Below are 16,533 nucleotides of genomic sequence, written 5' to 3'. Positions count from 1 at the left end.
AGGGACCCGGCAAACGCATCGCCGGTCTGCTCGATCTCAGGAAATCAGGCCGACGGAGGGGCTCTGCTGCGGAAACCGCTCTGCTGTTCCTGCTCGGAGGAATTATCGAGCTGGAAGGCACCCCACGCCAGAACGAGGCTCGCAGGGGTCCAATAATAATGCCAAGGCGCGAAACCACCCGGATTGTGGTTATCCGCAAGCGTCGGCTTCGCTTTTGTCGCGCGGCCCTCGAAATTCAGGCCCGGAAAGCTGTGCTCGCCTTTTGCGAAGCGTCCGTTTGTCGAAGATTGCCTCGGCAGCACATCGCTTTTTGCGACGGCTGTCTGGGTCGCAGGATGAACATCGTCCCGATTTGTTCGATCCGAAACGAGGGATGACGGAAGGCAGCCGAGCAGGAAGACAAGCAACATGACCAGCGTTGTCGCGGGTATGAAGCCGCGATCCTGGCGCACTACGGATCTTTTGCTGGTGTACGTCATGCTCTCGCGATTGTTTCCTTGATCGAACATCGCCTGCTTTTTTCAAAAAAGCAAAACATGATGAAAGGGCGCCGGATTGCTCCGGCGCCCTTTTTTTGTCGCTTGTCGGCTGCCGCTTATTCCGCGGGCACCGGTGCTGTCGTGCCTTGCTTCTCGGCCGGTGCGTGGCCGCGATGCGCCAGGAACGTGTAGAACATCGGCACCACGAACAGCGTGAAGCAGGTGCCCACCAGGATGCCGGTGAAGATCACCAGACCCATCGAGAAGCGCGCTGCGGCACCGGCGCCCTGGGCGACGATCAGCGGCACGACGCCCAGCGCCATGGCGGCGGTGGTCATCAGGATCGGGCGCAGGCGAACCTTGGCCGAGGCGACGATTGCCTCGCGGATCGACAGGCCGTGTTCCTCACGCTGCTGGTTGGCGAATTCCACCAGCAGGATGCCGTGCTTGGTGATCAGACCGATCAGTGTGATCAGTCCTACCTGCGTGTAGATGTTGAGCGTTGCGCCGGCGATGCCGCCGTTGATCAGGTTGAGCGGCAGGATGGCACCGAAGATCGACAGCGGCACCGACATCATGATGATGAGCGGGTCGCGGAAGCTCTCGAACTGTGCCGCCAGAACCAGGTAGATCACGATGATCGCAGCGATGAAGGCGATGATGATCGTGTTGCCCTGTTCCTTTTCCTGTCGCGACTGGCCGGTGTAGTCGATGAAGAAACCGTCCGGCATGACCTGGCGTGCGATCGTTTCGATCGTCTGCAGGCTGTCGCCGGTGGTCACGCCGGGCATCGGCAGTGCGGTGATCGTCGAGGAGTTCAACTGGTTGAACTGCTCGATCGCTGCAGGCGATGCGTCGGTCGTGATCTTCACCACGGAGGTCAGCGGCACCATCTGGCCCGTCACGCTGCGCACGAAGTACTCGCCGAGCTTTTCGGGATTGTCGCGATAGACCATCGGCACCTGCGGCATGATCTTGTAGGCGTTGGAGTCGCGGTCGAATTTGGCCACTTCGTTGCCGCCGACCAGCAGCGTCAGCGTGCGGCCGATGTCGCTGATCGGGATGTTGAGCGCCGCGGCACGATCACGATCGATGGTGATCGTGGTCTGCGGCGCGTTGTACGACATCGAGTTCTGCACGACGATGAAGCGGCCGGAAGCCTGCGCCTTCTGCTTGATCTCCTCGGCCACCTCGAACACCTTCGAGGCTTCGCCGGTCGAACGCACGACCAGGCCGACAGGCAGGCCGCCGCCGGAACCCGGCAGCGTCGGCGGTGCGAAGACGAAAGCCTCCACGCCGGCGACCTTCTTCAGACGTTCGGTGATGTCGGCCTGAATTTCCTTCGACGAACGAATACGGTCGGCCCAGTCCTTGAAGGCGAAGCCGACGAAGGCACCGTTGGTGGCGCCGCCGAAGGCGACTGCCGAGAACAGGGCGCGGGTTTCCGGGATATCCTGCACCAGGCCCAGCATCTGGTTGACGTAGGCCTCGGTATAGTCCGATGTCGCGTATTGCGGGCCGGTGACGATGGAGAGCAGGAAGCCCTGATCTTCTTCCGGCGCCAGTTCGCTCGAGGTCTTGGTGAACATGAAGCCTGTCACTGCGACCAGTGTGATGACGATCAGCAGCGTCACCCAGCGCGCGCCGAGCGACGCCTGGACCAGCCGCTCATAGACGTTTTCGATACGCGTGAAGGTGCCATCCACGATCCTCTGGAACCGGCTGTGCGAGCCGGCCTTGAGAAGACGCGCCGACATCATCGGGGTGATCGTCACGGCGATGATGCCGGAGATGACCACCGCGCCCGCCAGCGTCACCGCGAATTCGCGGAACAGCGAGCCGGTCAGGCCGCCGGTGAAGGCGAGCGGCGCAAACACCGCCGCCAGCGTGATCGTCATCGCCACGACGGCGGAGAAGATTTCACGCATGCCGGCAAAGGCGCCCTGCATCGGCGTCATGCCCTCTTCGATGTGGCGGTGGATATTCTCCACGACCACGATCGCGTCGTCGACCACCAGGCCGATCGCCAAGACCATGGCGAGCAGCGACAGCAGGTTGATCGAGTAGCCCATGAAATAGAGGATGAAGCAGACGCCGATCAGCGACAGCGGGATCGTGATGATCGGCATCAGCACCGACCGGAACGAGCCCAGGAACAGCAGGATGACGACGACGACGATGGCCACGGCCTCGCCGATGGTCTTGAACACTTCCTCGATCGAGGCGCTGATCTGTTCCGTCGAGTCGTAGACGACCTGGATCGTCATGCCTTTCGGCAACGTCTCCTGGATCACCGGCACCAGCTTCTGGACGGCCGAGGCGGTCGTCAGCGGGTTGGCTGCCGGTGTCGGGAAGATGGCCAGGAAGGTGCCGGGCTTGCCATTGAAGGTCACGCGGGTATCGGTGTTTTCCGCACCCAGCTCGACACGCGCCACGTCACGCAGGCGCACGACATTGCCGTTGACCGAACGGATCGGCAGGGCCGAAAAGGCTTCGGGCGTCTGCAGGGTCGAACGCACGGTGATCGACGAGATCACATATTCGTTCTCGGTCTTGCCCGGAGCGGACAGGAAGTTCGAATTGTTGATCGCCTGCACGACTTCCGCGGCGGTGACGCCGCGCGATGCGAGCCTGATCGGATCGATCCACACGCGCATCGAATATTGCTGGGCGCCGAAGATCTTGACGTCGGCGACACCTTCGACCGTGGTGATGCGCGGACGCACAACACGGTCGATGTATTCGGTCAGCTGCTCCTTCGTCATGTTCGGATTCTGCATCGAGATGTACATCATCGCGAACGAGTCGCCGGTGCCCTTGACGATCACCGGGTCCTTGGCTTCCGAAGGCAGGTCGCCACGCACGCCCTGCACCTTGGACAGGACTTCTGCGAGTGCGACGTCCGGATTGGAGCCGAGCTTCATCTGCACGGTCACGGTGCTCGCGGAAGGCGCACTGGAAGACTTGACGTAGTCGATGTTTTCCGTCGAGGCGACGGCGCGTGCGATCGGGGCCGAAATGAAGCCCTGGATCAGGTCGGCGCTGGCGCCTGGATAGGCGGTCGTCACCGTGATCGCGGTTTCCTCGACCTTCGGATACTGGCGGATGGCCAGGTTGAAGATGCCCTGGATACCCACGAGCAGGATCATGGCGCCGAGCACCGTCGACAGGACGGGCCGCTTGATGAAAAGGTCAGAGAAACTCATTGGGCGGAAGCCTTCTGCTCTGCCGGCTTGCTGGGGTCGACCGTGTTGTCGATCTTGACCAGGGCACCGTTGCTCAACCGGTTCTGGCCGGCGGTGACGACCTCGTCGCCGGCCTTGACGCCTTCGATGATCTCGGCGACGCCGCCGAAGCGCCGGCCGATCTTGACGAAGACCTGGTCGACGGCAAGCTGCGGGCCTTCGTTGCCAGCCGGCTTCTGCTCTGCTGCTGCAGCGCCTTCGGCTGGCTTGGCGCCTTCGGCCGGCTTGGCTTCGGCAGCCTTGTCAGCGGGCGTTGCCGCGCCTTCCTTCGGCTTGGCCGGAACGACGGTGTAGACATAGTCGCCGTAGAGGCTGGTGGTCAGCGCCGTCTGCGGCACGGTGATGACATTGTCTTCCTTAGGCAGCTCGACGCGAACCTGCACGAACTGGCCGGGGCTCAGGCGTCCTTCCGGATTGTCGATGCGGGCACGCACCGAAACCAGGCGGCTGCTCGGGTCGATCTTGGGATCGATGCCGGTGACCACACCCTTGAACGACATGTCTTCCGAAGTCGGGCCGAACGAAACGGGCTGGCCTGCCTTCAGCTTCTCAAGCTGCTGCTCGGGAACGGTGAAGTCGACACGCATCGTGTCCATGTCCTGCAGGGTGACGATGGCGTTGCCGGGCGCGACATACTGGCCGAGTTCGATCTTCGGAATGCCGGCGATGCCGCCGAAGGGTGCCTTGAGCAGCTTGAGATCCGCCTGGGCCTGTGCCTTGGCAACCTGCGCGATCGAGGTCTCGGCATTGGCATTGGCGGTGTCCAGCGCGGCTTCGGTGCCGACACCGGTCTTGCGCAGCGCCTGGGCGCGCGCGAGCGCCTGCTGGTCGAGCGTTGCCTTGGTCTTGGCCGCGATAAGGTCGGCCTGTTCGACGGCATCGTCCAGGCGCACCAGGAGCTGGCCGTTCTCGACCTTGTCGTTGGCCTTGAACAGGATCTCCTTGACCACGCCTGACGTTTCCATCGTCAGGTCGACACCCATCGAGGCGCCGACGGTGCCGATGGCTTCGATGCCGGGCGTCCAGGTGGTCGGCTCGATCTTCTTGGCCGAGACCGTCAGCACATTGGCCGGCATGTTGGCGAAGAACCCGGCGATCATCTTGTCGCGGAAGAAGTTGAACCAGATGATGCCGCCGGCCACCACGGCCACGAGGACAAGCAGGATGAAACGGATGATGAAGCGCTTGATCATGGGATCCCTCGAACGCGCGTGGCAATGACAATCGAATCAAAATAGCCGGGTGCGCATTTTGCGAAACCCCGGCCTTCACGTTTTTCGACGCTTTACTGTACCGTCTGGACGGTCTTGTCAATTGCGCCTAGTGTCATGTTTTCGAACTTCGCCTCGGCGAATTCCAGAATAAGGACACAACTGTGTCCTATGGGCGACAGAGATGAAGAAACCAAGAGCGAATTCCCGCGAAAAGATCCTGGCTGCGGCGGCCGACGTCGCCCGCGAGTCGGGCCCGGGCAATCTGTCGCTGGATGCGGTCGCTCAACGTGCCGGTGTCTCCAAGGGTGGCCTGCTCTACAATTTTCCAAGCAAGGCCAAGCTGATGCAGGCTTTGGTCGAGCATCATCTGCAGGAGTTCCAGGAAGCGCTGGAGACGGCCAGGCGCGATTGCGCCCAGGGCAACCTTCTGGCCGCTTATGTGAAGCTCTCGGCCAAGAAGTTCGAGGAGGATCAGCCCCCTTCCGCATGGATATTTTCGGCGATCGCCGAAAATCCCGACTTCCTGGCGCCCATCCGCATCTTCCAGCGCGAGCTGTTCGACCGGTTGAAGGCGGAAACGCCCGATTTCAAGGCGCTGTTGCTCACCTATTTCGCGGTCGAAGGCATGCGCAGCGCCAGCCTGTTCGACTTCCAGGTCCTGTCGGAACAGGAACGCGAGTCGCTGGTGTCCTCGCTGCTGTCGGTTGCCAAGGGCAACCTGGCTCCGGTTCCCGCTGTCGCGTAGAGCGTTTTCCGGTTTCTTTCGGAAAACGCGGAAACGCTCTAACTTTTTGTTTTGACGCAAGTCCGGACGGAAAACCGCTACGCACTTTTCCTGGGAATTGCTCGGATCAGCAGCCCTTGCGGGGCGCCTCCTCCTTTTTAGGGCGTGTCGGAAAACTGATCCTGAACAGCGCGCCCGGGCTTCCGTCGAGCACTTCGATGCGCCCGCCATGCAACTGCATGATCTCCTGCACCAGATTGAGGCCCAGCCCTGCGCCGTGGTCGTGCGGACGCAGGCGGTAGAAGGGCTGGAAGATCTTCTTGCGCTCGTCTTCGGGCACGCCTTCCCCTTCGTCGAGGATTTCGATGGTTGCCGGCCTGACGACGCTGATGGTGATCCTGCCGCGATTGCCGCCGTGTTCGATGGCGTTCTGGACAAGGCTGGTCACCGCGCGTTCGATCGAAGCGCGATCACCCGTGGCGGCCAGTTTCTCGACCGCGGGCTCGAAGGCCATCTCGTAGCCTGAGGAGAACGCGATCGGTGCCATGTCGAGGACGACGCTGCGGGCGATCTCGACGAGATCGACCTTTGCCAGGCTGTCGACCTGGCGTCCGAGCCGCTGCAGGTCGAGCAGCTGGTCGGTCAGCGTGGAAAGCCGCGCGGCATCGCGCAGCACGCGGGCGCGCTCCGGCGTCGGCGGCAGCGAGGCGACGCGGGTGTTCAGGATGGCCACCGGCGTGCGCAACTCATGTGCGGCATCGGTGAGGAAGCGGCGGTGGCGCTCGTAACCATTGTCCAGCCGCACCAGGGCCTCGTTCACGGCATTGACCAGCGGCGTCACTTCCATCGGCACGCCCTTGAGCGGCAGTTGTACGCCGCGTTTGTCGATATCGATCTGGCCGGCCTCGCTGGCAGCTGCGCCCAGGCCGCGCAGCGCCCCGCGCACCACCCATGGCGTGACGAACAGCGTTGCCAGCGCCATGACGCCGGCCACCGGCAGGATGACGACCAGGAAGAAGTCCCACGCCGCAAATCCCATCCGGCCCCACGACAGCTTGCCTTCGGTGCCGGCCAGGATCTGCACCGTTCCCGCCCCGGTGTTGTCTTCCCACATCACGATGCCGGCAGGCCGGTCGACCTTGCCCATGGTCCAGGAAAACCGTGCCTCGCTGATGTTGTCGAGCTGGTTCTCGAAAGGCGCCAGCGCCGGCGGGATCGTGCCTTCCTTCAGCATGTTGCCCTGCTTGTCGCGCACGACATACCAGAGGCCCTTTTCGGTTCGGCGCAGTTCATCGAGTTCGCGCGACGGCTTGAGCGCCAGCTTGCCGCCGGCGTCCCTGGTCAGCGCGTCCTTGATCACGTCGGCGGTGCCGCCTTCATAGTCGTTCATGCTGGCGACACCGAACCAGATGAGCGCGGCGATCAGCAGTGGTACGAGCAGGGTGATCAGGATGCCCTGCAGCACCGCTATGCGCAGCACCAGGCTCCATTTCAGCGAGCGGGGTCGGCGTGGTCTACGGAAGATCATGACGTTTCGCGCAAGAGGTAACCGACACCGCGTACACCATTGATCGTCACGCCGACACCGGCTTCGGCCAGCTTGCGGCGCAGGCGCGAGACATGTGTATCGAGGGCGTTGGACTGGATCTCGTCGTCGAGGCCGAACACCGCTTCCATCAGCGATTCGCGCTGCACCATGCGGCCCATGCGCCGCATCAATGCTTCCAGCACCAGCAGCTCGCGCCTCGGCAGCGCCAGCGGTTCGCCGCGGATGCTGGCCTCGCGATGGCCGACATCGAAGGCGAGATCGCCTGCGCGGATGACCTGCGAATGCACCGTCGCCGGCCTGCGCAGCAGCGCGCGCAGTCTCGCCATAAGCTCTTCGAAGGCGAAGGGTTTGGCCAGATAGTCGTCGGCGCCGACATTCAATCCATCGACCTTGTCGGCGGTGTCGCCGCGCGCCGTCAGGACAAGCACGGGCGTGGCGCTGCCGCCGGCACGCAGCTTGCTCACCAGGGAAAGCCCGTCGCCATCCGGCAGCTGGCGGTCGAGCAGGATCGCGTCATAGCTGTCGGTTGCCACGAAATCTTCGGCTTCGAGAAGCGAGGCGGCGTGGTCTGCCACCATGTCGTGGCGTTTGAGCGCCACGCGCAGCGCCGAAGCCATTTCCTGTTCGTCCTCGACCAGAAGGATACGCATTGTCGTCTCTTGTCATGAAGTCCGTCATGGCGGGCTACGACTTCAAGATTGCGTAAACATGGCAAAACAATGTGAGGACCGACACGCGTTTTTCGTCCCGGATCGCCATTTTCCGCAATGTTTATGCAATCCAACGGCAGCAAACAGCGCTGCATCGGCTGGCGTTCGATTCGCCGGCAGTTCGATTTCGGATCGAGGATGATATGCACACCAATGACGCTTTCTCATTTCTGATGGCCTGGGCGGCGGCACCATTCAGGGTTGGGTCAGTCGCACCTTCGAGCTCGACCCTGGCGACGCTGATGACCCGCGAGATCGGGCCGGATACCGGTCAGGTGCTGGAACTCGGACCCGGCACCGGTCCCTTCACGCGGGCCCTGATCGAGCGCGGCGTTCGCGAACAAGACCTGACGCTGGTCGAGGCCGACAGTGATTTCGCGGCCATGCTCACCAAGCGGTTTCCCTCGGCGCGTATCTTCGAAATGGACGCGACGGGCCTGCGCCATCTGGCGCTGTACAATGGACCGGTGGTGGGTGCGGCCGTCAGCGGGCTGCCGTTCCGGCTGATCTCGCCGCGCCGCACGCGGCTGATCCTGGAAGGCGTGTTCGCCAATCTGCGCCCGGGCGCCTCGCTTTATCAGTTCACCGTCGGGCTGCGTTGTCCCATCGACCAGAGCATGCTCGACCAGCTCGACCTGAAGGCGACCCGCGTCGGTCACACGCTGCGGAACTTCCCGCCGGCGACGGTCTATCGCATCAGCCGCATCCCGATCGTCAAGTCGTACGACTGGCGCTACGCGTCGTGACCGGACCGCTGTCGGCCATTCTGGGTTCCGGACTTCTCGGCGTGTTCTGTATCGCGTCCGTCGAGAAGATCTTTCCGGCGCCGCCGTCACACATCGTCCTGCTGTTCCTCGGCATGACGGCGGCGCCGGGTCTGGATCGGCTGGAGCTGCTTTTGTTGATCACTGTTGCAGGGTCCACCCTGGGCTCCCTGTTCTGGTACGCGATGGCCGCCGGCTTGGCGAAGCGCGCGCGGAAACGCTCGTCAAGCGTTTCGGCAAATATGTCTTCCTGCCGCTTTCGACCTATCGCAAGCTGGCTGAAGCTTATCGCCGCAAGGCCTTTGCCGCTTCGCTGATGGCGCAGCTCATTCCTACCGTGCGCAACTATCTCGGCATCGGCGCTGGTGCGTTGCGGCTGCCCATCCTGGCTTTTGCCTCGGCCACGCTGCTCGGCGCGACGATCTGGAATTCGGCATTCCTGCTCATCGGCTATGTGATGCGCGGCACCGACCACAACCCGGTTTCCATCGGTTTCCGCATCATCGCCATCGTCGTTCTGGTGGAAGCGACATTCTTCCTCGCCCTGCGCTATCGGTCGATACGCCGTCGCCGTGCGGAACTGGCCGGCGGCTGACCGCTTTGCTTCCTGCCCGTGCCGGTGTTTATATCGGCGGCATGGCATTCACCCTCAGGCAGCTTCAGTTCTTCGTCGCCGTTGCGGACCAGGGCTCGGTTTCGCGAGCCGCACAGAAACTGTCCATTTCGCAGTCCTCCGTTACCGAAGCGGTCAAGGAGCTGGAGAGCGACCTTGGCGTCGAGCTGTTCGAGCGCCACTCGCGCGGGCTCAACATCACCCACAAGGGACACCATTTCCTGCGCCACGCCACCAAGATCCTGTCGGATGTGTCGGATGCGCGCCGCACCTTCCTCGGCGGACAGGAGCAGACGAAGGGACGGTTGCAACTCGGTGTCACCTCGCTGGTTGCCGGCTATGTCCTGTCCGACATCCTGGCGCGCTACCGCCGCGCCTATCCCAATGTCGAGATATCGGCGATCGAGGACAACGGCGATTATCTAGAGCACCTGCTGGTAGGCGGGAAGCTCGACGTCGCGGTCATGGTGATCTCGAACCTGCGTGACCGCAACGCGCTGCAATCGGAAATCCTGGAGGTCTCGGCCTATCGTTTGTGGATGCCGCTCGGCCATCGACTGACCGGTGCCGACATCATCGGCGTCGGCGACATCGTCAGCGAACCGCTGATCATGCTGACCATCGACGAGATCGAGGAGAACACCGGCAAGCTGCTGGCCGCGATCGGCGCCAGGCCGCACGTCGCTTTCCGCACCCGTTCGGTGGAGGCGGTGCGCAGCCTCGTCGCCACAGGCGCCGGCGTGGCCCTGCTGCCGGACCTGATCTATCGCCCGTGGTCGCTGGAAGGCGATCGCATTGAATCGCGGGACGTTTCCGGCTCGCTGCCGGTCGTGCAGGTCGGCATGGTCTGGCGTCGCGGCTCGGGCCTGGCGCAGCCGGCACGCGACTTCATCGGCATCGCTCAGTCGCAGCGCACCATCCGGCAGCGGCAATAGTGACCTAGGCATGATCCCGAACCGATGCGGCGGGGAAGCACGAAGCTGCGGTCGTTTCGGAGAAAGATCATCGACATAGCAGAAAGCTATCGGAAAAACCGATACCGCCTTTCTGATAAATGAATTTGCGAAAGCTGCGTTTTCACGACACCTTTCATTTCAGGGAGCGAAGCCGCCGTCAGAGCGCGGCCCCTGAGATGGGAGACGACGATGAATTCTTTCCTCAAATCATGCACTGCCCTGACGATCGCGCTGACCTTCGCCGGTCAGGCCGTGGCGCAGGAAGCCTTGAAGGAAGTAGGCAAGGGCGAAGGCCAGCTCAACATCATCGCCTGGCCGGGCTACATCGAACGTGGCGAAACCGACAAGGCCTATGACTGGGTCTCGGACTTCGAGAAGAAGTCGGGCTGCAAGGTCAACGTCAAGACTGCCAACACCTCCGACGAAATGGTTTCGCTGATGAACGAGGGCGGTTTCGATCTTGTCACCGCCTCCGGCGACGCCTCGCTGCGTCTCGTTGCCGGCAAACGCGTGCAGCCCATCAACACCGACCTCATCCCGAGCTGGAAGACGGTCGACGACCGCATCAAGGATGCGCCCTGGTTCACGGTCGACGGCAAGCACTACGGCGTGCCCTATCAATGGGGTCCGAACGTGCTGATGTACAACACCAACGTCTTCAAGGAAGCGCCGAAGAGCTGGAACGTCGTCTTCGAGGAACAGACGCTCTCGGACGGCAAGTCCAACAAGGGCCGCGTCCAGGCTTATGACGGCCCCATCCATATCGCCGACGCCGCCAACTACCTGATGGCGCACAAGCCGGACCTCGGCATCAAGAGCCCGTACGAATTGAGCGAGGACCAGTACAAGGCGGCACTCGACCTGCTGCGCGTGCAGCGCACCCTGGTCGGCCGCTACTGGCATGACGCGGCGATCCAGGTTGACGACTTCCGCAACGAAGGCGTCGTCGCATCGGGTTCATGGCCGTTCCAGGTGAACACGCTGGTTGCCGCCAAGCAGCCCGTCGCATCGACCATTCCGGAAGAGGGTGCCACCGGCTGGGCCGACACCACCATGATGGAGGCCGACGCCGCCAATCCGAACTGCGCCTATATGTGGCTCGAGCATTCGCTGTCGCCGAAGGTGCAGGGCGATGTCTCGGCCTGGTTCGGTTCGCTTCCCGTCGTGCCGGCCGCCTGCAAGGGCAACGAACTGCTGACTGACGAAGGCTGCAAGACCAACGGTTTCGACCAGTTCGAGAAGATCAAGTTCTGGCGCACCCCGACTTCGAAATGCGCCAGCCAGAACGACCAGTGCGTACCCTATTATCGCTGGGTCTCCGACTACATCGGTGTCATCGGCGGGCGTTGACCTCCCATCCCCTCCCCGTAACAGGGGAGGGTCGCCCCTGAGGGGCGGGTCGGGAGCCGCGCGGACCTGAGCTTTCACCCGCCCTTCGGCGCAGCCTCCCTGCCGGGAGGTGTCGCGCCTGCCCGACGGCTGCTCAGCAGCCGGGACAGGCATGATCGTTCGAAACAATGATCGCAGATGAGATGACCCCAGCTGTTTCCTTCCAGAAAGTGGCCCGTCACTTCGGCGCTGTAAAAGCCGTCGACGCGCTCGATCTCGACATCGCGGCCGGCGAATTCTTCGCCATGCTCGGCCCTTCCGGTTCCGGCAAGACGACCTGCCTGCGCCTGATCGCCGGTTTCGAGCAGCCCACCGCCGGCACCATTTCGATCTTCGGCGAACGTGCGGAGGGCGTGCCGCCCTACCGGCGCAACGTGAACACGGTCTTCCAGGACTATGCGCTGTTCCCGCACCTCAATGTGCTCGACAATGTCGCTTATGGCCTGATGGTCAAGGGTGTCGGCAAGGCCGAGCGCCTAAAGGCTGCCGAAGAGGCGCTGGCGCTGGTGCAATTGCCGGGCTATGGCGCGCGCCGCCCGGGCCAGCTCTCCGGCGGTCAGCGCCAGCGTGTGGCTTTGGCGCGTGCGCTGGTCAACCAGCCCAAGGTGCTGCTGCTCGACGAACCGCTCGGCGCACTCGACCTCAAGCTGCGCGAAAACATGCAGGAAGAGCTGAAATCGCTGCAGAAGGCGCTCGGCATCACCTTTGTCTTCGTTACCCATGATCAGGGCGAAGCCTTGTCGATGGCCGACCGCGTCGCTGTCTTCAACGAAGGCAGGATCATGCAGGTCGGCTCGCCGCAGGAGATCTATCAGCGGCCGAAGACGCGTTTCGTGGCGGACTTCGTCGGCTCTTCCAACGTGCTGCCGCCGGATTTCGTGCAGCGTCACGCCGGCCAGCGCCGCTGGGGCAGTCTGCGTCCGGAAGCCATTCGTATCACACGCGAAACAGGGAGCGACACCGTCCAGGCCCGGGTTTCCGGCGTCAGCTATCTTGGCGCGGCCACCCGGCTGGCGCTCGACACCGAAGGGTTGCGCCTGCATGCCAGCGTACCGTCGGGCTCGGCGGTGCCGGAGCAGGGCGACGCCGTTGCCTTCACCTTCAACCGCGATGCCATCCACCTGATGGACGAAGCGCCATGAGCATCGCTTCCGTCACCGCAACGAGCGACGCACCGGCCTCCGCGATCCTGCCGGCCCGTGGTGGCATGCTGGGGGCGCTCTCCGACCTGTTCTGGCGCCGGCCGCGCTTCCTGCTCGTGCTGATGCTGATGCCGCCGCTGCTGTGGCTCGGCGTCGTCTATATCGGTTCACTGTTCGCGCTGCTGCTGCAGAGCTTCTTCTCGATCGACGAATTCTCCGGCCTCATCAACCGGCAGTTCACACTGAAGACCTATGCCGATCTCTTCCAGCCGGCGAATTTCGACATCATCGTGCGCACCGTGGTGATGGCGGCGCTGGTCACGCTGGCTTCCATCGCGGTTGCATTCCCGATTGCCTACTACGCCGCCCGCTACGCGCAAGGCCGCTGGAAGGCGCTGTTCTACCTGGCCGTGATGCTGCCGCTGTGGTCGAGCTATCTGGTCAAGGTCTATGCCTGGAAGCTGATCCTCGCCAAGGAAGGCATCCTCACCTGGTTCCTCGCCAAGCTGCATGTGCAGTGGCTGCTCGACGGCTGGCTGGCCCTGCCTTATGTCGGCGGCAACTCGCTGTCGGTGTCGGCGACCGGAACCTTCATCACCTTCGTCTATGTCTGGCTGCCGTTCATGATCCTGCCGATGCAGGCCGCGCTCGAACGCGTGCCGGGCAATCTGGTCGAGGCTTCATCCGACCTTGGCGCCTCGCCCGGGCAGACCTTCCGCAATGTGCTGTTCCCGCTGGCACTGCCCGGCATCGTCGCCGGATCGATCTTCACCTTCTCGCTGACGCTTGGCGACTACATCGTGCCGCAGATCATCGGCACGTCGCGCCTGTTCATCGGCCAGGCCGTCTATTCGCAGCAGGGTACCGCCGGCAACATCCCGCTCGCCGCAGCCTTCGCGGTGGTGCCCATCGTCATCATGGGGTTCTACCTGTGGGGCGCCAAGCGTATGGGGGCCTTCGATGCGCTCTGACCGCAGCCAGTCCGCGCCGCTCGGCTTGAAGATCGCCGCCGCCTGCGGCCTGCTCTTCCTGCACCTGCCGATCCTGCTGATCTTCGTCTATGCCTTCACGACGGAAGAGAAGAGCTACCAGTGGCCGCCGCCCGGCCTGACCACGGAATGGTTCGCGGTCACCTGGAACCGCCCCGATGTCTGGGAAGCGCTGTCGCTTTCGGTCAGGGTCGCCGCGATCTCGACGCTGGTTGCGTTGATCCTCGGCACCTTGTGCGCTGCCGCGGTCTCGCGCTCGCGGTTCTTCGGCCGCGAGACGGTGTCCCTGCTGGTCATCCTGCCGATCGCACTGCCCGGCATCATCACCGGCATCGCGCTGCGCTCGGCCTTTGCGCTCACCGAGATCCCGTTCTCGTTCTGGACGATCGTGCTCGGCCACGCCACCTTCTGCGTCGTGGTGGTCTACAACAATGCGGTCGCCCGCTTCCGCCGCACCTCGGGCTCGCTGATCGAGGCGTCCTATGATCTTGGCGCCGACGGTTTCCAGACCTTCCGGCATGTCGTGCTGCCCAACATCGCCACGGCGCTGCTTGCCGGCGGCATGCTCGCCTTCGCCCTGAGCTTCGATGAGGTCATCGTCACCACCTTCACCGCCGGCCAGCAGCAGACGCTGCCGATCTGGATGCTGGAAGAATTGATCAGGCCGCGCCAGCGTCCGGTCACCAATGTCGTGGCCATGGTCGTCGTGCTGGTGACGCTGCTGCCCATCCTGCTTGCCTATTACCTCACCCGCGACGGCGACCAGGTCGCCGGGTCGGGAAAATGAAATGAGGCAGTCGGCAATAGGCAATAGGCAGTAGAGGGCGCCGGTTTCGTCGCTGCAGAAACCCTGCCCACGACTGCCTATTGCCGACTGCCTACTGCCCAATTTTGAAAGAAACGGGAGTACGACAATGAACACTGAGATGCTGATCGGCGCTGCGTTCGAAAAGGGCGCCGAGGCCGAGGAAGCCGTGCTGAACCCGCGCACCGGCGCCACCATCCTGAGCCTGGCCGAAGCGAGCGAAGCGCAGATCGAGCGCGCGGTCGCTGCGGCCGAGAAGGCCTTCGCCTCCTGGTCACGCACCACCCCGGCACAGCGCTCCGCCTATCTGCTCAAGATCGCAGACCGTATCGAAGCAGAGGCTCAGGAATTCGCTGCTCTCGAGGCGCTGAACTGCGGCAAGCCGATCAATGCCGTGCTGAACGACGAGATTCCGGCCATCGTCGACTGCTATCGCTTCTTCGCCGGCGCGGTGCGTTCCATGCCCGGCCAGGTGGCTGGCGAATATCTGCCCGGCCACACCTCGATGATCCGCCGCGACCCGATCGGCATCGTCGCCTCGATCGCGCCGTGGAACTATCCGCTGATGATGATGGCATGGAAGCTGGCTCCGGCCATTGCCGGCGGCAACACCGTTGTGTTCAAGCCATCGGAACAGACGCCGCTCACCGCGCTGAAGCTGTCGCGCATCCTGGCCGATGTCCTGCCCGAGGGCGTCGTCAACGTCGTGCTCGGCCGCGGCGAAAGCGTCGGCAGTCCGCTGATCAATCATCCCAAGATCAACATGATCTCGATCACCGGCGACATCGCCACCGGCAAGAAGGTGCTGCAGGCGGCCGCCAAATCGGTCAAGCGCACCCATCTGGAACTGGGTGGCAAGGCGCCGGTCATCGTCTTCGACGATGCGGACCTCGATGCCGTCGTCACCGGCCTGCGCGCCTTCGGCTACTACAACGCCGGCCAGGATTGCACCGCCGCCTGCCGCATCTACGCCGGCAAGAAAATCTACGACAAGCTGGTTTCGCAACTGTCTTCTGCAGTATCGACCATCAAATACGATCAGGCCGACGACACCGAGAACGAGATCGGGCCGCTGATCTCGCGGCGCCAGCGCGACCGTGTCGCTTCCTTCGTCGAGCGCGCGTCGGAGCTGAAGCACATCGAGATCACCACCGGCGGCAAGCCGGGCGAGGGCTCGGGTTTCTATTTCCAGCCGACGGTTGTCGCCGGCGCCCTCCAGGATGACGAGATCGTGCGCCGCGAGGTGTTCGGGCCGGTCGTCTCGGTCACCCGCTTCTCCGATGTCGACGAAGCGGTCGGCTGGGCCAATGACAGCGATTACGGCCTTGCCTCTTCCGTGTGGACCAAGGATATCTCGCGCGCCATGGCCACCGCCGCTCGCCTGCAATATGGCTGCACCTGGATCAACACCCACTTCATGCTGACCAACGAGATGCCGCATGGCGGCCTGAAGCAGTCCGGCTACGGCAAGGACATGTCGGTCTACGCACTGGAAGACTACACCGCCGTACGCCACGTCATGGTGGCGCACGGATAGGGTCCTTCTCTCCGTGAACGGGGAGAAGGAAGAGGGAGCACTACTCCACAACGCGGAAGATCTGCCAGAGGCTGGAGCCCGACACGACGTAGGGCTCTATCTCCTTGCCCCATTTGGCATGCGCGTCGATCTTGCCGATCCTGGCGAAGAACTCCTCCAGGCGCGCAAGGCTCTCGACCTGGTGATGTGTCTCGATCGTCGCCTCGCGCGCGCCGATCGATCCGGTCATGATCTGGAACTTGAGGTCGGCGATGTCGACTTGCGAGCCGATCTCGCGCTCCCATTTCCGCATCAGCTCGAGCACGGTCTGCTTGTGACCGAATTTGGCATCGATCTGCCATCTGGCGCTGAACATGCTGGTTCTCCTCTCTGAATTACGGTCCGAACTCGATCCCGCAACGCGGGGCTCTCTGAAAG

At 63.2% G+C, this 16,533-nt stretch carries 16 protein-coding genes; 10 read left to right on the top strand and 6 right to left on the bottom strand.

Features of this window, described 5'->3' with window-relative positions; translation table 11 throughout:
* Positions 1-44: 44 nt before the first annotated feature.
* The 3 genes from C1M53_RS09435 to C1M53_RS09425 all read right to left on the bottom strand — a co-directional run bounded on the left by C1M53_RS09435 (position 45) and on the right by C1M53_RS09425 (position 4,917).
* A complete protein-coding gene (locus C1M53_RS09435) occupies positions 45-509 on the bottom strand; it encodes a hypothetical protein (RefSeq protein WP_129412014.1) in 465 nt (154 codons plus the stop codon).
* Positions 510-595: 86 nt separating this feature from the next.
* Positions 596-3,685 carry an efflux RND transporter permease subunit gene (locus C1M53_RS09430; RefSeq protein ID WP_129412013.1) on the bottom strand — a complete coding sequence of 1,030 codons (3,090 nt, stop codon included), beginning with the start codon at positions 3,683-3,685 and terminating at the stop codon, positions 596-598.
* Entirely contained in the window at positions 3,682-4,917 is a 1,236-nt protein-coding gene (locus C1M53_RS09425; RefSeq protein WP_129412012.1) for an efflux RND transporter periplasmic adaptor subunit, read from the bottom strand. Before C1M53_RS09425 ends, C1M53_RS09430 begins: the two co-directional genes overlap by 4 nt.
* A 202-nt stretch (positions 4,918-5,119) precedes the next feature.
* Here C1M53_RS09425 and C1M53_RS09420 point away from each other — a divergent pair, with 202 nt between their 5' ends.
* Positions 5,120-5,683: a TetR family transcriptional regulator gene (locus tag C1M53_RS09420; protein ID WP_129412011.1), complete on the top strand. Its 564-nt coding sequence runs from the start codon at positions 5,120-5,122 to the stop codon at positions 5,681-5,683.
* Between the two features lie 106 nt (positions 5,684-5,789).
* On the opposite strand, the gene C1M53_RS09415 is transcribed toward C1M53_RS09420, so the two are convergent.
* Positions 5,790-7,190: a HAMP domain-containing sensor histidine kinase gene (locus C1M53_RS09415; RefSeq protein WP_129412010.1), complete on the bottom strand. Its 1,401-nt coding sequence runs from the start codon at positions 7,188-7,190 to the stop codon at positions 5,790-5,792.
* A complete protein-coding gene (locus C1M53_RS09410) occupies positions 7,187-7,861 on the bottom strand; it encodes a response regulator transcription factor (protein ID WP_129412009.1) in 675 nt (224 codons plus the stop codon). Before C1M53_RS09410 ends, C1M53_RS09415 begins: the two co-directional genes overlap by 4 nt.
* A gap of 203 nt (positions 7,862-8,064) precedes the next feature.
* On the opposite strand from C1M53_RS09410, the gene C1M53_RS09405 reads away from it, so the two are divergent.
* The 9 genes from C1M53_RS09405 (at position 8,065) to C1M53_RS09370 (ending at position 16,116) form a co-directional block, all read left to right on the top strand.
* Positions 8,065-8,667, top strand: coding sequence for an rRNA adenine N-6-methyltransferase family protein (locus tag C1M53_RS09405; protein ID WP_129412008.1), 603 nt, complete (start codon positions 8,065-8,067; stop codon positions 8,665-8,667).
* Positions 8,664-9,002: a hypothetical protein gene (locus C1M53_RS32070; protein ID WP_245488503.1), complete on the top strand. Its 339-nt coding sequence runs from the start codon at positions 8,664-8,666 to the stop codon at positions 9,000-9,002. Before C1M53_RS09405 ends, C1M53_RS32070 begins: the two co-directional genes overlap by 4 nt.
* Positions 8,936-9,280, top strand: coding sequence for a VTT domain-containing protein (locus C1M53_RS32065; RefSeq protein ID WP_348630050.1), 345 nt, complete (start codon positions 8,936-8,938; stop codon positions 9,278-9,280). The genes C1M53_RS32070 and C1M53_RS32065 overlap by 67 nt, the downstream gene beginning before the upstream one ends.
* Positions 9,281-9,321: 41 nt before the next feature.
* On the top strand, positions 9,322-10,233 hold the full coding sequence (locus C1M53_RS09395) for a LysR substrate-binding domain-containing protein (protein ID WP_129412007.1): 912 nt from the start codon (positions 9,322-9,324) through the stop codon (positions 10,231-10,233).
* A gap of 210 nt (positions 10,234-10,443) precedes the next feature.
* The gene (locus C1M53_RS09390) at positions 10,444-11,604 is read left to right on the top strand and encodes an ABC transporter substrate-binding protein (RefSeq protein ID WP_129412006.1); all 1,161 of its coding nucleotides are present in this window, start codon (positions 10,444-10,446) and stop codon (positions 11,602-11,604) included.
* Positions 11,605-11,786: 182 nt separating this feature from the next.
* Entirely contained in the window at positions 11,787-12,785 is a 999-nt protein-coding gene (locus C1M53_RS09385; protein ID WP_129412005.1) for an ABC transporter ATP-binding protein, read from the top strand.
* Positions 12,782-13,756, top strand: a complete 975-nt coding sequence (locus tag C1M53_RS09380; protein WP_129412004.1) for an ABC transporter permease — start codon at positions 12,782-12,784, stop codon at positions 13,754-13,756. Before C1M53_RS09385 ends, C1M53_RS09380 begins: the two co-directional genes overlap by 4 nt.
* Positions 13,746-14,561: an ABC transporter permease gene (locus C1M53_RS09375; RefSeq protein ID WP_129412003.1), complete on the top strand. Its 816-nt coding sequence runs from the start codon at positions 13,746-13,748 to the stop codon at positions 14,559-14,561. The genes C1M53_RS09380 and C1M53_RS09375 overlap by 11 nt, the downstream gene beginning before the upstream one ends.
* Before the next feature lie 127 nt (positions 14,562-14,688).
* A complete protein-coding gene (locus C1M53_RS09370) occupies positions 14,689-16,116 on the top strand; it encodes a gamma-aminobutyraldehyde dehydrogenase (protein WP_129412002.1) in 1,428 nt (475 codons plus the stop codon).
* A 40-nt stretch (positions 16,117-16,156) separates the two neighbouring features.
* Here C1M53_RS09370 and C1M53_RS09365 read toward each other — a convergent pair whose 3' ends face one another.
* A complete protein-coding gene (locus C1M53_RS09365) occupies positions 16,157-16,471 on the bottom strand; it encodes a hypothetical protein (protein WP_129412001.1) in 315 nt (104 codons plus the stop codon).
* Between the last annotated feature and the right edge of the window lie 62 nt (positions 16,472-16,533).

The sequence above is a fragment of the Mesorhizobium sp. Pch-S genome, assembly GCF_004136315.1.
In the GTDB taxonomy this organism is placed as follows: domain Bacteria; phylum Pseudomonadota; class Alphaproteobacteria; order Rhizobiales; family Rhizobiaceae; genus Mesorhizobium.
The sequence above is the reverse complement of the archived record's forward strand: the minus strand, read 5'-3'. Positions and strand labels throughout refer to the sequence as shown.

What these genes read in the sequence shown, in the direction of transcription:
- C1M53_RS09420 (WP_129412011.1), top strand. Translation starts at nt 5,120, where the DNA reads ATGAAGAAACCAAGAGCGAATTCCCGCGAAAAGATCCTGGCTGCGGCG.
- C1M53_RS09375 (WP_129412003.1), top strand. Translation starts at nt 13,746, where the DNA reads ATGCGCTCTGACCGCAGCCAGTCCGCGCCGCTCGGCTTGAAGATCGCC.
- C1M53_RS09365 (WP_129412001.1), bottom strand. Translation starts at nt 16,471, where the DNA reads ATGTTCAGCGCCAGATGGCAGATCGATGCCAAATTCGGTCACAAGCAG.
- C1M53_RS09370 (WP_129412002.1), top strand. Translation starts at nt 14,689, where the DNA reads ATGAACACTGAGATGCTGATCGGCGCTGCGTTCGAAAAGGGCGCCGAG.
- C1M53_RS09405 (WP_129412008.1), top strand. Translation starts at nt 8,065, where the DNA reads ATGCACACCAATGACGCTTTCTCATTTCTGATGGCCTGGGCGGCGGCA.
- C1M53_RS09395 (WP_129412007.1), top strand. Translation starts at nt 9,322, where the DNA reads ATGGCATTCACCCTCAGGCAGCTTCAGTTCTTCGTCGCCGTTGCGGAC.
- C1M53_RS09435 (WP_129412014.1), bottom strand. Translation starts at nt 509, where the DNA reads ATGTTCGATCAAGGAAACAATCGCGAGAGCATGACGTACACCAGCAAA.
- C1M53_RS09410 (WP_129412009.1), bottom strand. Translation starts at nt 7,861, where the DNA reads ATGCGTATCCTTCTGGTCGAGGACGAACAGGAAATGGCTTCGGCGCTG.
- C1M53_RS09385 (WP_129412005.1), top strand. Translation starts at nt 11,787, where the DNA reads ATGACCCCAGCTGTTTCCTTCCAGAAAGTGGCCCGTCACTTCGGCGCT.
- C1M53_RS09380 (WP_129412004.1), top strand. Translation starts at nt 12,782, where the DNA reads ATGAGCATCGCTTCCGTCACCGCAACGAGCGACGCACCGGCCTCCGCG.
- C1M53_RS09390 (WP_129412006.1), top strand. Translation starts at nt 10,444, where the DNA reads ATGAATTCTTTCCTCAAATCATGCACTGCCCTGACGATCGCGCTGACC.
- C1M53_RS09425 (WP_129412012.1), bottom strand. Translation starts at nt 4,917, where the DNA reads ATGATCAAGCGCTTCATCATCCGTTTCATCCTGCTTGTCCTCGTGGCC.
- C1M53_RS09430 (WP_129412013.1), bottom strand. Translation starts at nt 3,685, where the DNA reads ATGAGTTTCTCTGACCTTTTCATCAAGCGGCCCGTCCTGTCGACGGTG.
- C1M53_RS09415 (WP_129412010.1), bottom strand. Translation starts at nt 7,190, where the DNA reads ATGATCTTCCGTAGACCACGCCGACCCCGCTCGCTGAAATGGAGCCTG.